Genomic DNA, 21,214 nt, shown 5'->3' on the forward strand with positions numbered 1-21,214 from the left:
CAGCTTCGACAGCGACAGCACGGGCGTGTTCGTCCTCAATCTCGGGTACAGCACGGACAACGAAAATCCGGCCGAGGCCTGTATCGACCCCGGCCGGATTCCATGGTAGGCGGTCTTTCGACGAGGTGACCACGGGCGACCGATCGGCGGGGTGGCACGCACGGTGCCGCCGCCGGGCGGCGCAGTCGTCACACGAGCCGGATCAACCCGTAGTCGAACGCGTGCCGGCGGTAGACGACGGACGGGCTGTCGGTCTCCTTGTCGTGGAACAGGTAGAAGTCGTGACCGACCAGCTCCATCTCGTACAGCGCGTCGTCGACGGTCATCGGCTCGGCGGTGTGTTCCTTCGTTCGCACGATCCGGCCCGGCCCGGACGGCTCGGGCTCGTACTGGTCCAGCGAGATCTCCGGCGATATCCCGAGCGAGTCGTCCCTGGCGAGTTCAGCCGTGGCCTCGGCCACCGAGACAGGGGTCTTCTCCCCGTGGTGTACCTTGCGGCGGTCCTTCGTGCGGCGCAGTCGCGCCTCGAGCTTGTCCGTCACGGACTCGAAGGCAGCGTAGAAGCTGTCCGCGGATGCCTCCGCACGCACCACCGGCCCCTTGGCCCGAGCGGTGATCTCGACTCGCTGGCAACTCTTCAGTTGCCGGCGGTTGCGCTCGTGCTGCAACTCGACGTCGAACAGGAAGATCGTCGGGTCGAAACGTTCGAGCCGAGCGAGCTTCTCGGACACGTAGACCCGGAAGTGATCCGGGACCTCGACGTTGCGCCCCTTGACGACGACGTCGGCGCGGGGACCGTTGGACTCCGCAGTACCGGCTTCGGTCTCTGGAGCGGGAACCTTGGACTTCGAAGGGATCGTCACTCGTACCTCCCGAGTACGGCCGGCGCAGCTCGCGCGCCGGCATGATCGACGAGCGCGAGATGCGCTCCGCCCGACACGACGGCTGAAGGGCGTTTTGCGCCCGCTACCTGTGTTTTCGGGTCTGAGGGCGACGGTAGTACGGAACGGCGGGGAGTGCCACCGTTCCGCTCAATTTCACGCCGTCGTCACCTGGTGGCGGGACCGATGTCCCCACCTTTCCCGGCTCCCCGGCCTGCGGCCCCGAGGCCCTCCGGCTCTCAGGCGCTCCGGCTCTCAGACCCTCCGGCTCTCATGCGGCGGCGATCACCAGCACCCCGCACGGGCGATGGCCCGCCGCCCGCAGAACCCGCACCGATTCCGTGGCGGTGGCGCCGGTCGTGACGACGTCGTCGACGAGCAGCACCTCCGCTCCGGGAGGCGGGCCCGCCGTCCGCACCCGCACCCGCCCGGCCAGATTGCGCTGCCGCTGCGCAGCCGACAACCCCACCGAATCGCGGACACCACGTCCGGTGACGAGAAGGCCGCAGACCTCGAGGCGCCGGTCGTGTCCGGCGGCCGCCCGCACCGCACGCGTCACCGGGTCGCCCCCGCGAGAGCGTGCCGCCCGGGTTCGCGTCGGGGCGGGCACCACGACGAGAGGCCCGGCGGGCAGCTCCCCCCAGCGCCGCAGCCGTGACACGGCGGTGGCCAGCGCGAGGCCGAGCGGACCGGCCAGGTCGCGCCGGCCGTGTTCCTTGGCCGCGATCACGGCGCGGCGACGCGCACCGCCGTACGTCCCCAGCGCCCACACCGGAACGCCGGGATCGACGCGGGGCCGGACCCGGGCCGGCGCGTCCGCCAGGTCCCGGGCGCAGCGCCGGCACCAGCCGACGCCGGGGCGGCCGCAACCGCCGCACTCGACGGGCAGCACCAGATCCAGCAGCGACGTCAGCACCGCGACAGTGTGACCGCCGACCCCGACATCTCCCCGAGCCGTCAGCCCGGCAGGACGGGAACCGCCTGCAGCCCGGTCAGGCCGGGCACCTCCCGCCAGTACCGGTCGCCGGCCGGATCGGCGTTGTTCAGCTGGAACACCGCCCGCGAGTCGGCCACGAACTCCGAGGTCGTCGACGCCTCGACGGCGACGACCGGCGGGGTGAGGTTGCGGCTCGGCAGGGCGTCCATTCGCGAGCCGTCGACCGCGACCTGCACGACCGGGACGTCGGACGCGGCCCGTGCCACGACCACGGTGTCCGGCGTGCTCCAGTCCAGGGACAGGGCGGGGCTGCCGAGACCGATGGCGATCTCCCGGGGTGTCGTGAGGGAGAATTCCCCGTTCGATCTCTGCACGACCACCGCGACGTACACGCGTCCGTCGACGATCATCGCCGCGCGCACGCCGTCGCGGGAGAGCCGCAGATCGCTGATCGTGTTGCCCACCGCCCGCACGGCTCCGGCGTCGACGGGCAGGACCGTGATCCGGCCGGTGCCCGGCTCACGCACCGCACGCACCACGTTCGTGCCGTTGACCACGGACCACACGGAATTGTCGTCGAGCGCCCACGTAGGCCGCGTGATCGAGTCGGCGTCGAGGGCGCGCGCCGCCGGGCCGTCGCGGTACGGACCGATCACCAACTCGGCGGCGGCTTCCGGACGTCCGGTGTCGGCGACGGCCGCCGCCAGTTCACCGTCGTGCGACAACGCCACGGAGCGCAGGTTCGTGGCGGTGCCGAAGGTCCCGGGTACCGGGGTGACCCCGGTCTCGGCGACGCTGACGAGCCCGCCACCGCGCAGGGCGTGGAGACCGATGGTGGCGCTCGAGGTGGCCAGCGGGTTCATCGACGCGACGTCCGCGGTGGTCCAGCCGTTCGGGAATCGCTCGTCGAGGGGCTGACCGTCCGCGAGCAGGACGTACGGGCCGGTGATCTCGGCGTTGGCGAGGGTCCAGATCACCTGGGCGGCGAGCAACTCGCGGCTCTCCTTGCTCAGGGGTCGCAGCCCCAGGAAGTCGATCCGGATACCACCGAGACCGACACCGACCTGGGTGGTGCGGCCGTCGGCCTTGGTGATCGGCCCCCGCACGGACACTCCCGAGCCGAGTTCCGTGCGCACGGCGGGTGCCAGGGCCGCTTTCGGCCCCTCGGTGAGCAGGTCGATCAGCTGGGCCGCAGTCTGGTCCTGGGTGGCGGCGATCCAGCGCGGGTCGGGGACGACCGTGCGCCCGGACGGGTCGACGAAGTACAGCGAACGCCGCTGGTAGCCGTTGAGGAACTGCGGGCGGTCCATGACCACACCCGGACCCATCTCGTCGATGCGCCATTCGCCGCCGCTGAGCACGAGGGTGATCTTGGTCTCGAACGGTCCTTCGTCGGGACGGTAGACCCCGCCTTCCTCCAGGTGGCCGACCCGGTTGGCGCGGATGACGTACGTCGCGCGATCGGCGCTGCGCGACTCCGGCAGCACGTCGACCTTGTCCACGATCGTGGCGCTGGCGGCGTCGTCCCACTCGGCCGACATGTCGGCGGTGAGGAACTGCCGGGCGGCGAGGTGACGGTTGGCCGGGTCCGTGCTGGCGCGCAGGAAGTCCCGCAGGAGCAGATCCGGTTCCCGTCCCGGCGCCGGAGCCGGGACCGACGTGGTGGTGGGCTCGCGCGCGATGGTGCCCACCGCCTGGGGCGACGACGAGTCCGGCAGGCTGGCACAGCCGGACACGGCGAGGACCAGGCCCGTCAGCACCGCGAGCAGCGTCCTCGCGCCCCTCATGGGGTGGCCCCTTCGGGCGGGACCGGTACCACTGCCGGGTGCGCAGCCGTCGCGGAGTCCTCGCCGGCGTCGGCGTCCACGGACGCGTCCTCGTCCGCCGCACCCGGCAGCGGACGGCCCTGTACCGCGCGGACCGTGCTGGGGACCAGCGGCAGCGGACTGCGGCCGACCTTGCGTCCCCGTTGTCGCGGCAGGGTGAGCCGGAAGCAGGATCCCAGGCCGGGTTCACCCCAGGCCTCGAGCTTGCCGTTGTGGAGGTTGGCGTCCTCGACACTGATCGCCAGGCCGAGCCCGGTTCCGCCGGACCGCCGCACCCGGGACGGGTCCGACCGCCAGAAGCGGTTGAAGACGAGCTTCTCCTCGCCGGGCCGCAGACCGACGCCCTGGTCCCGGACGATGAACGCGGCGGCGCTGTCGTCGGCGCGCAGGCGCAGCAGGATGGGCTTGCCCTCTCCGTGGTCGATGGCGTTGGCGAGCAGGTTGCGCAGGATGCGCTCGACGCGGCGCGGATCGACCTCGGCGTCGACGGGTTCACCCGGCAGGTCGACGATCAGCTCGGTGCCGCTCTCGCGGGCGAGGTGCCGGACGGTGGAGACCGCGGCGCGGGCACACATGCGCAGGTCGAGTTGCTCGGCGGCGAGTTCGGCGACGCCGGCGTCGTGGCGGCTGATCTCGAGCAGGTCGCCCAGCAGGCTCTCGAACCGGTCGAGCTCGGTGACGAGCAGCTCCGAGGCGCGTTTGAGGGACGGGTCGAGTTCGTCGCTGCCGTCGTGGATGAGATCGGCGGCCATCCGCACCGTCGTCAGCGGGGTACGCAGCTCGTGGCTGACGTCCGAGGTGAACCGCTTCTGCAGGTTGCCGAACTCCTCGAGCTGGGTGATCTGCCGCGACAGGCTCTCGGCCATCTCGTTGAAGGACATGGCCAGGCGCGCCATGTCGTCCTCGCCACGCACCGGCATGCGTTCCTTGAGCCGGCCGTCGGCGAACCGGACCGCGATGCGCGACGCCGAACGGATCGGCAGCACGACCTGGCGGGCGACGATCATCGAGATCGCGGCGAGCAGCACGAGCAGCACCCCGGCACCGACGAGCAGCGTGCCGCGCACCAGGGACAACGTGTTCTCCTCGCCCGCCAGCGGGAACACCAGGTACAGCTCGAGGGTGGAGATGTCCGACGCCGTCGGCGTGCCCACGATCAGCGCCGGGCCCGAATAACCGTCGGGATCCGACACCGTCGCGAACTGGTAGGCGATCTGGCCCTTCTGCACGAAGGCACGCAGGTTCTCGGGGATCTGGTCGGCGGGCCCGCTCGACGTCGGTGCGCGCGGACCGTCGCCCGGCACGATCAGCGCCGGGTCGAAGGTGCCCGCGACGCCGGTGTCCTCGCCCGCGTCGCTGCCGCGATTGGTCAGCGCCGCAACGGCTCCGTCGAGCCGGACCTGCAGCGAGCCGGAGTCGTCGGCGCCGGCGAGCTGGCCCTCGACGAGGGCGCGGGACCGCTCGACCTCCTCGGTGGCGGCGTTGATCTTCACCTCGAGCAGCCGTTCGGTGATCTGGCTGGTGAGGACGACACCGAGGACGAGCATCACGATCAGCGACAGCGACAGGGTCGAGACCACGACCCGCAGTTGCAGCGATCGCCGCCACGTGTGGGCGAGCCGGTTGCTCACCGCACGTGACCACCTCAGCAGCGGCAGAGTCCTCCTGGTGATCCGCCGCCGCAGTCGGTACCCACCGATCACGGCGGTCCGGCCTTGTAGCCGACGCCCCGCACCGTCAGCACCACCTCGGGGTTCTCGGGATCCTTCTCGACCTTCGCCCGCAGGCGCTGCACGTGGACGTTCACCAGGCGGGTGTCGGCCGCGTGCCGGTAACCCCACACCTGCTCGAGCAGCACCTCACGAGTGAACACCTGCCGCGGCTTGCGCGCGAGCGCCACCAGCAGATCGAACTCGAGCGGGGTGAGGGAGATCAGTTCGTCCCCGCGGGTGACCTTGTGGGCGGGAACGTCGATGGCGATGTCGCCGATGGAGAGCACCTCGGCCGGTTCCTGCTCGGTGCGACGGAGCCGCGCGCGCACCCGGGCCACGAGCTCCTTCGGCTTGAACGGCTTGACGATGTAGTCGTCGGCGCCGGATTCGAGTCCGAGCACCACGTCGACGGTGTCCGACTTGGCGGTGAGCATCACGATCGGCACGCCCGAGTCGGCGCGCAGCACCCGGCAGACGTCGATACCGTTCATGCCCGGGAGCATGAGGTCGAGCAGGACGAGGTCGGGCCGGATCTCCCGGACCGCGTTCAGCGCCTGCGAACCGTCTCCCACCACGAACGGCTCGAATCCCTCGCCCCGCAGGACGATCGTGAGCATCTCGGCGAGCGCGGTGTCGTCGTCGACAACCAGAATCCTCGGCTTCATGGCTTCTATCGTGTCACTCCTCGACCGTGGTGAAGCTGATTTGAGATGTCGGCGGCGAGTTGTCGCGGATCGGCATCGGGTCCGGCAACCCGCCACGGCGACATCCACTGTCGGCGTGCGAGGTCGTCGTACACCTGCCCGGTGCGGGCCTGCAGACCCGAGTCCCGTTCGTAGGCGTCCCGGTCGCGGGCCGTGTCGGCCGCGGCGCGGCTACGGGCCCGGCGAGCCGCCAGCTCGACCGGCACCCGCAGCAGCAGCTGCAGATCCGGCACGGGCAGCGCGAACCGCTCGAACTCGAGCTCGCGGACCCACTCCACCGCCGGTCCCGAGCCGTCCTCGTGGTGCCGGGCGGCGGTGTAGGCGGCATTGGACGCGACGTACCGATCGAGCAGGACGATGTCGTTGTCCGCCAGGAGTTTCCGCAACTCGTCGGCGGCGTCACGGCGGTCGAGGGCCCACAGCAGCGCCATCGCCTCGATGCTCGAGGCGGTGTCGCCGTGCCGGCCCCGCAACGCCTCGGCCCCGAGGTCGGCGTGCACCGAGGTCCCGTAACGCGGGAACGCACGCGTCGCGACGACGAATCCGGCTGCGCGCCAGGACTCGACGAGGCCGGCGGACAGTGTCCTCTTGCCGGCCCCGTCGAGCCCCTCCACGACGATCAACGCGCCCATCGGCGGTGTCCTGCGATTCCCGCGCTCAGTACCGGTAGTGCTCGGGCTTGTACGGGCCTTCGACGTCGACCCCGATGTACTCGGCCTGGTCCTTGGACAGCTTGGTCAGCTCACCACCGAGGGCCTCGACGTGGATGCGGGCGACCTTCTCGTCCAGGTGCTTGGGCAGACGGTAGACCTCGTTGTCGTACTCGTCCGGCTTGGTCCACAGCTCGATCTGGGCGATCACCTGGTTGGCGAACGAGTTGCTCATCACGAACGACGGGTGACCCGTGGCGTTGCCGAGGTTCAGCAACCGGCCCTCGGACAGCACGATGATGGAATGCCCGTCTGCAAAGCGGAACTCGTCGACCTGCGCCTTGATGTTGATGCGGGTGACGTCCGTCGCCCGCTCGAGGCCGGCCATGTCGATCTCGTTGTCGAAGTGGCCGATGTTGCCCAGGATGGCCTGGTGCTTCATGCGACGCATGTGATCGAAGGTGATGATGTCCTTGTTGCCGGTCGCGGTGATCACGATGTCGGCCTGCTCGATGAAGCCCTCGACGGTGACGACGTCGAAGCCGTCCATCAGCGCCTGCAGTGCGTTGATGGGGTCGATCTCGGTGACCGACACCCGCGCACCCTGCCCGCGCAGCGCCTCCGCGCAACCCTTGCCGACGTCGCCGTAACCGCACACCAGGGCGGCCTTGCCGCCGATGAGGACGTCGGTGCCGCGGTTGATCCCGTCGAGCAGCGAGTGCCGGGTGCCGTACTTGTTGTCGAACTTGCTCTTGGTGACCGAGTCGTTGACGTTGATCGCGGGGAACGCCAGATCGCCGCCGGCCGAGAGCTGGTACAACCGCAGCACGCCGGTGGTGGTCTCCTCGGTGACGCCGCGAATCGACTCGGCGATCGCGGTCCACTTCTTGGCGTCCTGTGCGAGGGATTCGCGCAGCAGCGCCAGGAAGACCCGGTACTCGGCGGAGTCGTGGTCCTCGTCCACCGGCGGCACCACGCCCGCCTTCTCGAACTGCGCGCCCTTGAGCACCAGCATGGTGGCGTCGCCACCGTCGTCGAGGATCATGTTGGCCGGGCGCGGGGTGCCGTCGGCGGCGGCGGGCCAGGTGAGCATCTGCTCGGCCGCCCACCAGTACTCCTCGAGCGTCTCACCCTTCCATGCGAACACCGGTACGCCCTTCGGCTCCTCCGGGGTTCCGTGCGGGCCGACGACGACCGCGGCGGCGGCGTGGTCCTGGGTCGAGAAGATGTTGCACGAGGCCCAGCGCACCTCGGCGCCGAGGGCGACGAGCGTCTCGATCAGCACGGCCGTCTGCACCGTCATGTGCAGCGAGCCGGAGATCCGCGCACCCTTCAGCGGCAGCACCTCCGCGTACTCGCGGCGCAACGCCATCAGACCGGGCATCTCGTGCTCGGCCAGCCGGATCTCCTTGCGGCCGAATTCGGCGAGGGACAGATCGGCGACCTTGAAGTCGATCCCGTTCCGCTGGTCGGCCACGAGCTTGTTGTCGGACACGTGAGGATGCCTCTCCTGTTGGCAGTCGGTTCTGCCAACAGGCTATACAACTCGCTGTTCAGTCGCGCCGGGCGGAGCGATCGATGAACGGGCCGAGCAGCTCGGCCAGGTCCGCGGCGACGTCCCGGTCGGACTCGGGCGGCATGGAGATGTAGCTCATCGCGACGCGCACGATCGCCCGCCCCAGGATGCCCGCATCCGCCGCGGACGCCTGTACCCAGCTGCGCTGGAAGGTCTCCGAGAGCCGAGCGGAGGCCCGCTCGATGAGCGGCGCCGCGTCCGTGGTGATCAGCCGCAGCAGATCCGGCTTGGCCTCGCCGCGCAGCAGGGACTGGATCAGCGGGTCGGCACTGCTCTCGACGAAGAACGAGGTGAACCCCTCGACGAGGGCGGGGCGCGCCTGTCCCACGTGGGTGTAGATCGCGTCGTCGACGGCGTCGACGAACTGATCGACCAGGCGCAGTGCGTACGCCTGAGCGAGGCCCTGCCGCGACGAGAACTCGTTGTACAGGGTCTGCCGGCTCACGCCCGCACCCCGCGCGACGTCCGTCATGGTGATCGCGGACCAGTCACGGGCGGTGAGCAGGTCCCGCATGGCATCGAGCACCGAATTGCGCAGCAGCATCCGGCTGGCCTCGTGGAACGGTACGCGCTGCCGGTCTTCGGGTTCCCCGGCTCGCGGAGGCTCCCCGGCGGTGGCGGATTCGTGCACGATCGACATGCCGCGACGGTTTCACGCGGGGCCGATCCCGTCAACACGAGCGTCCGTCGCCGCCGGGCCGGTCCACGTCAGTCGACGGGGATGCCCGTCTCCGCCAACCGGGCGCGGAACAGCTGCGCCGGCCCGCCGGCGGCGCGCACCGTGACGGCCGGGTCGGACGCGGAGAGCCAGACCGCCTGCCCGGCCGCCAGCTGCAGGGTCCGCCCCTCGCATTCCACGCCGGCGGACCCGGAGGTGCACAGCAGGATCTGCGGACCGCACGGCGGCAGCGCGACGCCGTCCGGCGCCGCACCCGAGCCGGGGGCGAGATCGATCCGCGACAGGGCGAACTCCGGGGCAGGAGTCCGGTAGCGCACCTCCCCCGGGCCGGCCGGCTCGGGCTCGAGGATCGGCACGTCCACGGGCCGGAAATCGAGCACTCGCAGCAGCTCCGGCACGTCGACGTGTTTCGGCGTGAGTCCGCCGCGCAGCACGTTGTCCGAGTTGGCCATGATCTCGACGGCCATGCCGTGCAGGTACGCGTGCAGGTTCCCCGCTGCGAGGAACAGGCCCTGTCCCGGCTCGAGGGTGATCCGGTTGAGCAGGACCGCGGCGAGTACGCCCGCGTCGCCGGGATAGAACTCGGCGAGCTGCAGCACTGTCCGCACTTCCTCGGCGAACGGGGCTACGCCGTCGCCGTTGTGCGTCGCCAGGTAGGTCACGCAGCCGTCGAGTACCCGCGGCAGCAGGGCCGACAGCACCGACTGCGGGAGGGTGATCCAGATGGTGAACAGCGCCCGCAGGCCGTCGGAGTCGGGTTGCCCGGCGAGCAGCCCGACGTACGGATCGAGTTCGGGTACCTCGAGGGCGGCGAGCAGCTCGACGGTGCGGTGCGGATCCCGGAAGCCGGCGAGCGCCTCGAACCGGGTGAGGGCGACGACGAGCTCGGGCTTGTGGCTCGCATCGCGGTAGTTCCGCACCGGCGACTCCAGGGGCAGGCCCGCGGCCTCTTCCCGGGCGAAGCCCTCGGCAGCCTGTTCGGCACTCGGATGCGCCTGCAGCGACAGTGGTTCCTCGGCGGCGAGCAACTTGAGCAGGAACGGCAGCCGCGGCCCGAACCGGCTCAGTGTCGCCGGCCCGAGATGCCCACCCGGGTCGGCCTCGAGGACATCGAGCAGGGAGGTGCCCCCACCCGGGCCGTCACCGTTGGTGCTCACCACCCGCGCCGGGTCTGCGGGGTGCGCACCCAGCCACAGTTCCGCCTCCGGATGAGCGGACGGCACCGTCCGGCCGCACAGTGCCGCGATCGCGGTGCGCGAACCCCAGGCATACGAACGCAGCGCACCTTCGAGTCGGAGCACTACCGACCACCGACCAACCGCAGATAGGCAGCGGCCATCTCGAATCGCACGGCCAGCACCGCCACCTGCTCCGGCACCGACGGCACCGCTTTCGCCTCGAACTCCCCCACCACCGATACCAACTCCATGTCCGGCAGCGCTGCCGCGCGCCGCTCCGCCTGCCGCCGATCTTCCTCCACACTCACCACGAACACCCGCGCCGGGGGTGCGGGCACCGGCCCGTCGAGCTGTTCGTCGTGGAAGAACGGATCGTACGACTCCCCACCCGCCGGGGGTATCGCGACGAGCCGGTCCCGTGCGGCGAGAACGTCCGGCAACGCCGCCGCCGCGGCGATCACGCCGGCCACCTGCAGCAGGGACTCCCCCGCGTGCCGGGCCAGCGCGGCCGTCACCGCCGAGTCACCCGCCAGGGCGACCCGCCGGGACTGGATGCGGGCGGCGAGCGCCTTCGCCGGGTTCCGGAACACCTCACTGCCAGGCTGGTCGCGGCCGGCTTCGCCGTCGGCCGAGTCGGCGAGATCGGCCAGCGGGGGAACCGCGCCTGCCGTGCGGGTGGCCTCCATCGCCGCCACCACCGCGAGGAACACCGCCAGGTGCCGTAGGAGCGAGTACGCCACCGGCACCCGGATCCGCGGCGGCAGCAGCATCGCCCGGCCCGCCGCCGCCGCCCGGATCGGTCCCTCGTCCGGGGCGTCGACGACCACCTCGGCGCCGCGCCGCAGGGCCGCGGCGACCGATTCGACGAGCTGGGGGTCGCCGGCGTCGTCACCGGCCACGACGACGACGTCGAGCGGGCCGACCCAGGGCGGGGTGACGGGGGCCGTGACCAGCGGCACGGCCGAGCGCGCCGCGAGCATCGCGACGACCAGCTCGCCCGCGCGGGCCGCGCGCGCGTCGCCGCACACGAGCACCACGCTGCGCGGGTGCAGGCCGTGCAGGCGATCGAGGATCTGCTCGTCGACGGCCGCGGCGGTGGCGCGGATCTGTGCCCCGCCGAGCGCGGCGAATCGCAGGATCCCGTCGACGTCGGCGTCGATCAGGGCACCGGTGTCGTCCAAGTCGAGGATCGAAGAGGGAGCCGTCATGGCTGCGCCACCGTCCTTCCGACTCGCACCGACCCGGGACCGCGCCCCGGGATCTCGATTATCCCCGCCACGGATAATTCCGTCACGCGCGCACGATGGCCAGGATTTCCCTCACCAGCGCGTCGACCTGCTCGGCCGTGCGGGCCTCGACGTTGAGCCGCAGCAGGGGCTCGGTGTTGGAGGCCCGCAGGTTGAACCAGGCACCGTCGGTGAGATCGACGGTCACGCCGTCGAGCCGGTCGACGGCTTCGGCACGGTCGCCGAAGGCCTCGAGCACGGCGGCGGTGCGCTCCGTGGCGTCGTCGACGGTGGAGTTGATCTCCCCGGACGCGGCGTACCGGTCGTATTCGCGCATCAGCTCGGACAGGGGCCGGTCCTGGCCGCCGAGCGCGGCGAGCACGTGCAGGGCCGCGAGCATGCCCGAGTCCGCGCCCCAGAAGTCGCGGAAGTAGTAGTGCGCCGAGTGCTCGCCGCCGAACACGGCCCCCGTCTCGGCCATCTGCTGCTTGATGAACGAGTGCCCGACGCGGGTGCGGACGGGCTTGCCCCCGAGCTCGGTGACCAGCTCCGGCACCGCGCGGGACGTGATGAGATTGTGGATGATCGTCGATCCGGGTTCCTTCGCGAGTTCGCGCGAGGCCACCAGCGCGGTGACCGCCGACGGCGTGACCGGCTCACCACGCTCGTCGACGACGAAGCAGCGGTCGGCGTCACCGTCGAACGCGAGGCCGAGGTCGGCCCCCGAGTCGCGCACCAGCTTCTGCAGGTCCACCAGGTTGGCGGGATCGAGCGGATTGGCCTCGTGGTTGGGGAAGGTTCCGTCGAGTTCGAAGTACAGCGGCACGAGGTCGATCGGGAGCGCGCCGAACACCGCGGGCACCGTGTGCCCGCCCATGCCGTTGCCGGCGTCGACGGCGACCTTCAGCGGGCGCATCGCGGACAGGTCCACCAGGGAGCGGACGAACGCGGCGTAGTCGGCCAGCACGTCCCGCTCGGTGACGGCGCCGGGGGCTCCGTCGAAGTCCGGGACGCCGGCGACGAGTTCGGCCGCGATGGTGGCGAGCCCGGTCTCCTGTCCGACCGGCTTGGCCCCGGCCCGGCACAGCTTGATGCCGTTGTAGCGCGCCGGGTTGTGGCTCGCGGTGAACATGGCGCCCGGAGCCTCGAGGATCCCGGACGCGAAGTACAGCTGGTCGGTGGAGGCCAGGCCGATGTGGACGACGTCGAGCCCCTGGGCGGTGACGCCGGCGGCGAAGGCCTGGGACAGCTCCGGGGACGAGGCGCGCATGTCGTGCCCGATCACGATGCGGGTGGCGCCGCCGTCACGCATCAGGCGGGCGAAGGAGGCTCCGACGTCCCGGACGAATCCGGCGTCGAGCTGTTCTCCCACCAGGCCACGCACGTCGTACGCCTTGACCACGGCGGACACGGACTCGGCAGTTCTCGCCACTGTTGCTGCTCCTGATCGTCGACTGGCGCCGCCGCCTCCGCGGCGGGGCACGGTCAGCCTAGTGCGCGACGATCAGGACGTGGGATCGGGCAACACGCGCAGATGACCACGCCGGCCGGTGCGGGCGGTAGGGGGTGCGGCCAGCGCCGGGGGGACACCGGAATCGGTGTCGTCGGAGTCGGTGCGGCCCCGCTCGCCGAGCCCGGCTTCGCGTACCGCCTCGGCCAGGGCGGTCAGGTCGTCCTCGTCCGGGGTACCGGCGGTGAAGGCACCTTCGTACCGGACCAGTTCCCACCCCTTCGGTGCGGTGATCCGCGAGCCGTGCGATTCGCACAGATCCCACGAGTGGGGCTCGGCGACCGTCGCCAGGGGCCCGACGACTGCGGTGGAGTCCGAGTACACGTAGGTCAGCGTCGCAACAGCAGGGTTCTTGCACCCAGGCCGGCAGCATCGACGCAGTGATCTCACAGTCGGAGAGTAGCGCGCCGTGCGCTCCGGGACTATCCGGACACACCGGAGAACCGGGTACGGATTTGCGTGTCGTACTGTCCAGGCATGCCCCGATCGCGCCGTCCCAGACCCGTGACGTCCCGCTCGGTCGCGCGTCGCGGCCGTGGTGTGCGCGGCCCGCTGTTCCCGCACGAGGTGCCGGCGTGGCGCTCGCGCGCGGAGAAGTTCGATCTGCTCGTGCTGGGGGCCTTCGCCCCGATCGACGCGCAGTGGCACGACCGGCTGACCAAACTCGACATCGCCGTCGACGAGGTGCCCAAGATCCGCGCCCTCGACCCGGACTCGGTGACCTGGCCGTCGGAGGTGGTCGCGGACGGCCCGGTGCCGTTGTCGCGGCTCGTCCCGGCGGGGATCGACCGGCGTGGCGCGGCGACGCGGGCCCGGATCGTGCTCTTCCGCCGCCCGCTCGAACTGCGGGCGAAGGATCCCGAGGATCTCACCGACCTGGTGCACGACGTCCTCGTACACCAGGTCGCGACGTACCTCGGCGTCGAGCCCGAGGTCGTCGACCCCGAACTCGGTGGCTTCGACGAGGACTGACGCCTCAGACGATGCCGCGCTTGAGGCGTCGCCGCTCGCGCTCCGACAGACCGCCCCAGATGCCGAAGCGTTCGTCGTTGGCCAGCGCGTATTCGAGACATTCGTCCCGGACCTCGCACCCCAAGCAGATCCGCTTCGCCTCCCGGGTCGATCCCCCCTTCTCGGGGAAGAACGCCTCGGGATCCGTCTGCGCGCACAACGCGCGTTCCTGCCACTGTTCGTCGACACCGTCGGACGGGTCGCCGAAACCATCGATCAGACTGAGCACGGGCCGCGCGGACGCGTCCCCCCCGATGCCGTCGATGTCCCGGACGTCCTCGCCTGCCGTGCCGATGCCTGCAGTGTCGATCCGAGAGCTCTCGAACCATTCGCGCTCGTCGGCCATCGTTCGCCTCCTCACCTGCAGCGCTGCAACTCTCGTCGAAACCGGCCCACTCCGCGCCATTCCGATCGAACATGCGTTCGAATACAGTTCACCCCAACCGATCTCGGCTCCGGTTCACTGGGAATGACACTTATGTGATTAGACACGTGGGGCGTGTCGCGGTCAAGCCGAGCGGTGCCGCTGCCTTACCATCCGGGGTTCTCCTCCGCGCCGCTGCGCACCTGCCGCCCGGGCGCGCAGGCACCCCGGCAGCTCTCGCGGCACACCGCCTACGCTTGCCCTGTGAACGTGACTGTATTGGTCGGCGGCGTCGGAGGTGCGCGTTTTCTCACCGGCGTGCGCCGGCTCCTCGGCATCGAACCCGGCCGCGACCTCGACCCCGACGCCGCGCACCGGGTGACCGCGATCGTCAACATCGGCGACGACGTCTGGATGCACGGGCTGCGGATCTGCCCCGACCTGGACACGTGCATGTACACCCTCGGCGGCGGGATCGACGCCGAACGCGGATGGGGCCGGGCCGACGAGACCTGGCACGCGAAGGAGGAGCTGGCGGCGTACGGCGCCACCCCGGACTGGTTCGGCCTCGGCGATCGCGACATCGCGACCCACCTGCTGCGCACCCAGTTGCTGAACGCCGGGTACCCGCTCTCGGCCGTGACCGAGGCGCTGTGCGACCGCTGGAAACCCGGCGTCGCCCTCCTCCCGGTCTCCGACGACCGCAGCGAGACCCACGTCGTCATCACCGATCCGGCCGACGGCGAGCAACGCGCCGTGCACTTCGAGGAATGGTGGGTCCGGCACCGCGCCCAGGTGCCCACGCACAGCTTCGCGCACATCGGCGCCGAGAAGGCCGCCCCCGCACCGGGTGTGCTCGAGGCGATCGACTCGGCGGACGTGGTGATCCTCGCCCCCTCCAACCCGGTAGTGAGCATCGGCGCGATCCTCGCGATCCCCGGACTGCGCGGCGCGCTGCGCACCACGTCCGCGAGGATCGTCGGACTGTCGCCGGTGATCGACGGAAAACCGCTGCGCGGCATGGCCGACGCGTGCCTCGGCGTGATCGGCGTCGAGACCACCGCCCAGGGCGTGGGACGGCACTACGGCGCCCGCAGCGGCGCAGGCCTGCTCGACGGCTGGCTGATCCACTCCACCGACGCCGCCGACGTGCCCGGCGTCGAGGTGCGCAGCGTGCCGCTGCTCATGACCGATCCCGACGCGACAGCCGAAATGGCTCGCGCCGCACTCGAACTGGCAGGAGTGACGCTGTGACTACGCCCTCCGACACGGCCGTCGGCACCGCCGCCGGAGTGCGCGACCACTCCCCCGGGCGGCCGATCGAGATCCGCCCGGTGCCGGGCCTGCCCGAGTTCCGGCCCGGCGACGACCTCGCCGCCGCACTGGCCGACGCCGCCCCCTGGCTCGCCGACGGGGACGTCCTCGTCGTCACCAGCAAGATCTTCTCCAAGGTCGAGGGCCGCATCGTGGACTCCCCCACCGACCCCGACGCCCGCGACGCGCTCCGGCGCCGCCTCGTCGACCAGGAGGCGGTGCGCGTGCTCGCGCGCAAGGGACGCACCCTGATCACCGAGAACCGGCTCGGGATCGTGCAGGCCGCCTCCGGGATCGACGGCTCGAACGTCGCCGCCTCCGAACTCGCCCTGCTGCCCGAGGATCCGGATGCGAGCGCCGCGGCACTGCGCGAGCGTCTGCGGACACTGCTCGGCGTGAGCGTCGCGGTGGTCGTCACCGACACGATGGGCCGGGCCTGGCGCGTCGGCCAGACCGACGCGGCGATCGGGGCGGCCGGCATCCCGGTCCTGCACGAGTACGCGGGATCTCGTGACGGACAGGGCAACGAACTGTTCGTCACCTCCGTGGCCGTCGCCGACGAGATCGCGGCCGCGGGCGACCTCGTCAAGGGCAAGCTGGGCGGGGTTCCGGTCGCGGTGATCCGTGGCCTCGACCTGCCCGACAACGGTTCCACCGCCCAGCAACTCATCCGCCGCGGCGAGGACGACCTGTTCTGGCTCGGCACCGCCGAGGCACTCGAGTCCGGCCGCCGCGAGGCGCTGTTGCTGCGCCGGTCGGTGCGGGAATTCTCCTCGGAACCGGTCGATCCCGAAGACCTGCGCGAGGCCGTCGCCGAGGCCCTCACCGCTCCGGCGCCGCACCACACCCACCCGGTGCGGTTCGTCTGGGTCCGCACCGAGCAGGTGCGCCGCCGGCTGCTCGACCGCATGCGCGAGCGTTGGGCCGCCGATCTCGCCGGCGACGGGCTCGCCCCGGCGGCGATCGACCGACGGGTGGGCCGCGGTGCCATCCTCTACGACGCGCCCGAGGTGGTGATCCCGTTCTGGGTTCCCGACGGCGCCCACCGCTACCCCGACGCCCGGCGTACCGCCGCCGAGGCCACGATGTTCACCGTCGCCGCCGGCGCCGCCGTACAGGGGCTGCTGGTCTCGCTCGCCGTCCGCGGGCTCGGCAGCTGCTGGATCGGGTCGACGATCTTCGCCCCGGACGTCGTGCGGCGTGAACTCGGCCTGCCCGCGGACTGGTCGCCGCTCGGCGCGATCGCGGTCGGACATCCCCTCGAGCCGGCGACGCCGCGCGTCGCCCCCGCGGCCGGCGACCTGCTGCTGGAGCTGTGAGGTGAGCGCGTCCACACTGCACGCCTCGGCCGTCGACCGGCTGCGGGCCTGGCGGACCGATTCGGCGGACGCGGAGTCGCTGCGGCACACCATGTTGGCGTTTCTCGACGCCGCACCCGAGGGATGTCTGCGCCGGCACGTTCCCGGCCACGTCACCGCGTCGTCGCTCGTGCTCGATGCCGACCGTCGGCACGTGCTGCTCACCCTCCATCCCCGGGTGGGACGGTGGATCCAGCTCGGCGGGCACTGCGAGGAATCCGACGAGACGGTCGTCGACGCGGCGCTGAGGGAGGCGACCGAGGAGTCCGGAATCGAGGATCTGACCATCGATCCGGAACTGCTCTCGGCGCACACCCACCCGATCACCTGCTCGCTCGGTCGCCCGACCCGGCATCTCGACCTGCGGTTCCTCGTCGTCGCGCCACCGGGGGCCGTACCCGTCCGGAGCACGGAATCGACGGACCTGCGGTGGTGGCCCGTCGATGCGCTACCGCCCGAGGCCGAGCACGACACCCTCGGGCACCTGCTCGGCCTCGCCGGCGCACGCGTCCGGGCGGCCGGCTAGACCGGCTGCAACGTGGGGCGTTTCGGCGCGATACCGTCCCCGGAGGACGTGCCGCGCAGACGCCGCCCGACCCAGGGAATCAGGAACTCCCGCGCCCACCGGCGGTCCTCGGCCCGCTTCGCCGCGGACACCACCGGCGCGGCCTCGAACTCGGTCGGAGTGAGCGTGTGTGCCGCACCGAGGAGATCGAGCACGCGGATCGCCATGTTCCGGTGGCCGGCCGACGACATGTGGAGCCGGTCGAAATCCCACATCCGCAGGTCGCGGTACTCCGCGAAACGCCAGAAGTCGACGATCGTCGCGCCGTGCCGGTCGGCGATCTCCCGGACGAGCTCGTTGTAGACGGCCCAGCGTCCGCGCAGGATCCGGAACACCGGCGCCCAGCTGCCGTCGTAGGCCGTCCACACGAGCACCCGGGCACCCGTCGCGGCGAGCTTGCCGATCGCCTCGTCGTACTCGGCGGCCAGCGCGTCGAGATCGAGCTTGGGGCGCATGAGGTTGTTGCCGCCGGCATAGATCGTCACCAGGTCGGGCCGCATCGCCACTGCCACGTCGAGCTGCTGGTCGAGGATCGGGCGCAGCAGTCGTCCGCGCACGGCGAGATTGGCGTATCCGAATTCCGGATTGTCGCGGGCGAGTTCCTCGGCGACGAGATCCGCCCAGCCCCGCAACCCGTTGGGCCGGGCCGGATCCGGGTCCCCGACGCCTTCGGTGAACGAATCCCCCAGTGCCACATATCGTTCGAACTTCATCGCAGATCCCCCGCGCTATACGTCGGTGCTGAAACGGATCCCGCCGTCGGGAATCTGCACCCCGGGCCAGACCCGGGCGCCGCGCAGCAGCTCGCAGCGCGCCCCGATGTCGGCGCCGTCGCCGATGACGCCGTCGCGGATCAGGGCGCGGGGGCCGACGCGGACGCCGAATCCGATGATGGACCGCTCGATCACCGCACCGGCCTCGACCCGCGCGCCGTCGAAGATCACCGCACCGTCCAGACGTGCGCCGGCGCCGATCTCGGCGCCGCGGCCGACGACCGTGCCCCCGATCAGCAGGGCGCCGGGCGCGACGGAGGCACCGGGATGGACGAGCGATTCGCCGCGCTGGCCACCCAGGGCGGGCGACGGCGCGATGCCGCGCACCAGGTCGGCCGAGCCGCGGACGAAGTCCTCCGGCGTGCCCATGTCCCGCCAGTAGGCCGCATCGACGTGCCCGTACACCCGCCTGCCCTCCGCCAGCAGGGACGGGAAGACCTCACGTTCGACGGACACCGGACGACCCTCGGGGATCGACTCGATGATCTCGCGCTTGAAGACGTAACAGCCGGCGTTGATCTGGTCCGTCGGCGGATCCTGCGTCTTCTCCAGGAACGCGGTCACCCGGCCTTCCTCGTCGGTGGGCACGCACCCGAACGCGCGCGGGTCGCCGACACGCACCAGGTGCAGGGTCACGTCGGCGTCGGTGCGCAGGTGTGTGTCGAGCACCGCGCCGAGGTCCGTTCCCCCGAGAACGTCACCGTTGAAGACCATGACGTTGTCGGCCCGCAACCGGGGCAGGACGTTGCGGATGCCGCCGCCGGTGCCCAGCGGCTCGGCCTCGGTGACGTACTCGATCTCGAGTCCCAGTTCCGAGCCGTCACCGAAGTAGTCCTCGAAGACCTCCGCCTTGAACGAGGTACCGAGCACCACGTGCTTGATGCCGGCCGCGCGGATACGGGTGAGCAGATGCGTCAGGAACGGCACGCCGGCGGTGGGCAGCATCGGCTTCGGCGCGGACAGCGTCAGCGGCCGCAGCCGGGTTCCCTGCCCGCCCACCAGGATCACCGCATCGGTGTGCGGCGCAGCATCGTTCGTCATCGTGTCCCCTGTTCCGTGGTGTTACCCGCCTCGGCCGTCCGCGCCCGTTCGCGCGCCGCCGCGGCCACCGACATCCTCGACCGGGCGGCGAGCCCGGCCCGCAGCGTCCATCGCAGCGGCGCCTGCCACCGATGCGGGTGCCGGTCCGCCTGGAACCGGTAGGCGCTCTCGTGGTGGGCCGGCAGCATGAGCTCCGGATGCCGGCCGGCAGCGTGCCCTTTCGCGTGCGTGACCTCCGCCGAGGGCACGTACACGTTGAGCCAGCCCGCCCGGCCGAACCGGTCGCCGAGATCGACATCCTCCATGTACATGAAATAGCGCGAGTCGAAGCCGTCGACCGCATCGAACGCCGCCCGCCGCACCAGCAGGCACGAGCCGGACAACCACCCCACCGCCCGTTCCGACACGGTCTCGTTCTCCTGCCGGTACCGCCGCGTCCACGGGTTCTTCGGCCACACCGTGCCGAGCAACGCGTGCCCCGCGCCGGAGACCAGCCCGGGCACCGATCGCGCCGACGGATAGACGGTGCCGTCGGGCTCGTGGATCAGCGGGCCCAGGGACGCGGCCCGCGGCCAGCGACGCGCCCCCTCGAGCAGCCGGTCCAGCGACCCGGGTCCCCAGCGCACGTCGGGATTGGCGACGACGACGAACTCCTCCGCCGGGTCGACCTCCGCGACGGCCCGGTTCACGGCACCGCCGTAGCCGATGTTGCCGCCGGTGTGCAGCAGCCGCACGTTCGGGTGCCGCGCCGCGGCCTCTTCCGGAGAGCCGTCGGTGGACCCGTTGTCCGCCAGGATCACCCGGGTGGGCAGGTTCGTCGCGCCGGTCAGCGAGGTCAGGAAGTGCTCCAGATGCTCACCGGGCGAGTAGGTCACCGTCACCACGGTCAGCGTCGAACTCACGCCGTCACCTTAGCCGCCGGCCTCGGCCGCGCCGAATCACGCCCGGGTCCGCAGTGCGCCGATCGCGGCCCGCAGTGCCGGCCGCCACGGCCGGAGCGGCGTCAGCCCGGCCGCGGCCCATGCGCTGCCGTCGAGGACGGAGTACGCCGGACGAGGCGCGGGGCGCACGAACTCGTCGCTGCCGCACGGCTGCACCCGGCCCGGGTCGGCACCCGCCTCGGCGAACACCGCACGAGCGAGGTCGAACCAGCTGGCCTCCCCGGAGTTCGTCGCGTGCAGGACCCCGCCGGGCACCGCACCCGCGCGGGCGGCGAGTTCGAGGATCCCGTCGGCGAGATCGGCGGCGTAGGTGGGGCAGCCCACCTGGTCGTCGACGACGCGCACCGTGTCGCGTTCGCGTTCGAGCCGGAGCATGGTGGCGACGAAGTCGTTGCCGTCGCCGGTGTAGAGCCACGCGGTGCGCACCACGTGGGCGCTCGGCAGCCGGTCGAGCACCGCCCGCTCCCCGGCGAGCTTGGTCCGCCCGTAGACGGTGCGCGGCCCGGTCGGATCGCCGACCCGGTACGGGCGGTTCCCGTCGCCGGCGAACACGTAGTCGGTGGACACGTGGATCAGGTGGGCGCCGGCTGCGGCGCATGCGGCGGCCAGGTTGGCCGGGCCGTGCTCGTTGACCGCGGCGGCGTCCTCGGGATGCGTCTCGGCCGCGTCGACCGCGGTGTAGGCGGCGCAGTTGAGCACGACGGCGCCGGGCTCGACGAGCGCGGCGACCGCGCCGGGATCGGTGATGTCCGCCTCCTCCGACCCGGCGCCCCGGATCCGGAGGCCGGCCGCGGCGCCGCGGGCGAGCAGGTGACGGCCCAGTTGTCCGCGGGCTCCGGTGACGAGAACGGTCTGCACGGGCACGAGTGTGGCATGCCCCGGCGGCTGTCACCCGGTACGAGCCGGGCACGCCGCGGCGGGTGCCACAAGGGCCGCCGTCACGGCAGTAGCCTGGGTGCGACCCCGAC

General features: G+C 71.6%; 21 protein-coding genes. 4 read left to right on the forward strand and 17 right to left on the reverse strand.

The genetic code is table 11. The annotated features are described in order from the left end of the window. Positions 1 to 188: 188 nt before the first annotated feature. The 12 genes from hpf to ACWPQI_RS15780 all read right to left on the reverse strand — a co-directional run bounded on the left by hpf (position 189) and on the right by ACWPQI_RS15780 (position 13,269). Entirely contained in the window at positions 189 to 863 is a 675-nt protein-coding gene (gene hpf / locus ACWPQI_RS15725; RefSeq protein ID WP_010594743.1) for a ribosome hibernation-promoting factor, HPF/YfiA family, read from the reverse strand. Positions 864 to 1,152: 289 nt separating this feature from the next. Continuing rightward, positions 1,153 to 1,797, reverse strand: coding sequence for a ComF family protein (locus tag ACWPQI_RS15730; RefSeq protein ID WP_010594744.1), 645 nt, complete (start codon positions 1,795 to 1,797; stop codon positions 1,153 to 1,155). Positions 1,798 to 1,838: 41 nt separating this feature from the next. After that, positions 1,839 to 3,605 (reverse strand): MtrAB system accessory lipoprotein LpqB, encoded by a 1,767-nt coding sequence (gene lpqB, locus ACWPQI_RS15735; RefSeq protein WP_026137494.1) that lies wholly within the window; start codon positions 3,603 to 3,605, stop codon positions 1,839 to 1,841. Beyond that, positions 3,602 to 5,347, reverse strand: coding sequence for an MtrAB system histidine kinase MtrB (mtrB, locus tag ACWPQI_RS15740; RefSeq protein ID WP_190242312.1), 1,746 nt, complete (start codon positions 5,345 to 5,347; stop codon positions 3,602 to 3,604). The genes lpqB and mtrB overlap by 4 nt, the downstream gene beginning before the upstream one ends. Continuing rightward, positions 5,344 to 6,021, reverse strand: a complete 678-nt coding sequence (gene mtrA, locus ACWPQI_RS15745) for an MtrAB system response regulator MtrA (protein WP_010594747.1) — start codon at positions 6,019 to 6,021, stop codon at positions 5,344 to 5,346. The genes mtrB and mtrA overlap by 4 nt, the downstream gene beginning before the upstream one ends. 5 nt (positions 6,022 to 6,026) lie before the next feature. After that, on the reverse strand, positions 6,027 to 6,692 hold the full coding sequence (locus tag ACWPQI_RS15750; protein WP_010594748.1) for a dTMP kinase: 666 nt from the start codon (positions 6,690 to 6,692) through the stop codon (positions 6,027 to 6,029). 25 nt (positions 6,693 to 6,717) lie between these two features. Beyond that, positions 6,718 to 8,205 carry an adenosylhomocysteinase gene (ahcY, locus tag ACWPQI_RS15755; RefSeq protein WP_010594749.1) on the reverse strand — a complete coding sequence of 496 codons (1,488 nt, stop codon included), beginning with the start codon at positions 8,203 to 8,205 and terminating at the stop codon, positions 6,718 to 6,720. Positions 8,206 to 8,263: 58 nt separating this feature from the next. Next, the gene (locus ACWPQI_RS15760; protein WP_010594750.1) at positions 8,264 to 8,926 is read right to left on the reverse strand and encodes a TetR/AcrR family transcriptional regulator; all 663 of its coding nucleotides are present in this window, start codon (positions 8,924 to 8,926) and stop codon (positions 8,264 to 8,266) included. 68 nt (positions 8,927 to 8,994) lie between these two features. Continuing rightward, positions 8,995 to 10,266 carry a mannose-6-phosphate isomerase, class I gene (gene manA, locus ACWPQI_RS15765; RefSeq protein ID WP_010594751.1) on the reverse strand — a complete coding sequence of 424 codons (1,272 nt, stop codon included), beginning with the start codon at positions 10,264 to 10,266 and terminating at the stop codon, positions 8,995 to 8,997. Further along, a complete protein-coding gene (locus tag ACWPQI_RS15770; RefSeq protein ID WP_010594752.1) occupies positions 10,266 to 11,351 on the reverse strand; it encodes a hypothetical protein in 1,086 nt (361 codons plus the stop codon). The genes manA and ACWPQI_RS15770 overlap by 1 nt, the downstream gene beginning before the upstream one ends. Before the next feature lie 82 nt (positions 11,352 to 11,433). Next, positions 11,434 to 12,801: a phosphomannomutase/phosphoglucomutase gene (locus ACWPQI_RS15775; protein WP_010594753.1), complete on the reverse strand. Its 1,368-nt coding sequence runs from the start codon at positions 12,799 to 12,801 to the stop codon at positions 11,434 to 11,436. Between the two features lie 72 nt (positions 12,802 to 12,873). Continuing rightward, on the reverse strand, positions 12,874 to 13,269 hold the full coding sequence (locus ACWPQI_RS15780) for a DUF3499 domain-containing protein (RefSeq protein WP_172603582.1): 396 nt from the start codon (positions 13,267 to 13,269) through the stop codon (positions 12,874 to 12,876). A gap of 87 nt (positions 13,270 to 13,356) precedes the next feature. Here ACWPQI_RS15780 and ACWPQI_RS15785 point away from each other — a divergent pair, with 87 nt between their 5' ends. Beyond that, positions 13,357 to 13,851: a metallopeptidase family protein gene (locus ACWPQI_RS15785; RefSeq protein WP_040272457.1), complete on the forward strand. Its 495-nt coding sequence runs from the start codon at positions 13,357 to 13,359 to the stop codon at positions 13,849 to 13,851. 4 nt (positions 13,852 to 13,855) lie between these two features. Here ACWPQI_RS15785 and ACWPQI_RS15790 read toward each other — a convergent pair whose 3' ends face one another. Then, a complete protein-coding gene (locus ACWPQI_RS15790) occupies positions 13,856 to 14,119 on the reverse strand; it encodes a WhiB family transcriptional regulator (RefSeq protein WP_051059567.1) in 264 nt (87 codons plus the stop codon). Between the two features lie 399 nt (positions 14,120 to 14,518). On the opposite strand from ACWPQI_RS15790, the gene cofD reads away from it, so the two are divergent. The 3 genes from cofD to ACWPQI_RS15805 are packed head-to-tail and all read left to right on the forward strand — an operon-like array spanning position 14,519 to position 17,452. After that, complete coding sequence (gene cofD, locus ACWPQI_RS15795; protein WP_474738388.1) at positions 14,519 to 15,508, forward strand: 2-phospho-L-lactate transferase; 990 nt, start codon at positions 14,519 to 14,521, stop codon at positions 15,506 to 15,508. Further along, the gene (locus tag ACWPQI_RS15800; RefSeq protein WP_010594758.1) at positions 15,505 to 16,887 is read left to right on the forward strand and encodes a coenzyme F420-0:L-glutamate ligase; all 1,383 of its coding nucleotides are present in this window, start codon (positions 15,505 to 15,507) and stop codon (positions 16,885 to 16,887) included. The genes cofD and ACWPQI_RS15800 overlap by 4 nt, the downstream gene beginning before the upstream one ends. Before the next feature lies 1 nt (position 16,888). Continuing rightward, positions 16,889 to 17,452, forward strand: a complete 564-nt coding sequence (locus tag ACWPQI_RS15805) for an NUDIX hydrolase (protein ID WP_010594759.1) — start codon at positions 16,889 to 16,891, stop codon at positions 17,450 to 17,452. Here ACWPQI_RS15805 and ACWPQI_RS15810 read toward each other — a convergent pair. The 4 genes from ACWPQI_RS15810 to rfbD are packed head-to-tail and all read right to left on the reverse strand — an operon-like array spanning position 17,449 to position 21,104. Next, positions 17,449 to 18,204 (reverse strand): SGNH/GDSL hydrolase family protein, encoded by a 756-nt coding sequence (locus ACWPQI_RS15810; RefSeq protein ID WP_010594760.1) that lies wholly within the window; start codon positions 18,202 to 18,204, stop codon positions 17,449 to 17,451. The two genes, ACWPQI_RS15805 and ACWPQI_RS15810, sit on opposite strands and share 4 nt — an antisense overlap. A gap of 15 nt (positions 18,205 to 18,219) precedes the next feature. Further along, a complete protein-coding gene (manB, locus tag ACWPQI_RS15815; protein ID WP_010594761.1) occupies positions 18,220 to 19,305 on the reverse strand; it encodes a mannose-1-phosphate guanylyltransferase in 1,086 nt (361 codons plus the stop codon). Further along, entirely contained in the window at positions 19,302 to 20,207 is a 906-nt protein-coding gene (locus tag ACWPQI_RS15820) for a glycosyltransferase family 2 protein (RefSeq protein WP_017679582.1), read from the reverse strand. The genes manB and ACWPQI_RS15820 overlap by 4 nt, the downstream gene beginning before the upstream one ends. Before the next feature lie 36 nt (positions 20,208 to 20,243). Continuing rightward, the gene (gene rfbD / locus ACWPQI_RS15825; RefSeq protein WP_010594763.1) at positions 20,244 to 21,104 is read right to left on the reverse strand and encodes a dTDP-4-dehydrorhamnose reductase; all 861 of its coding nucleotides are present in this window, start codon (positions 21,102 to 21,104) and stop codon (positions 20,244 to 20,246) included. Between the last annotated feature and the right edge of the window lie 110 nt (positions 21,105 to 21,214).

The organism is Rhodococcus sp. LMD (assembly GCF_056108245.1).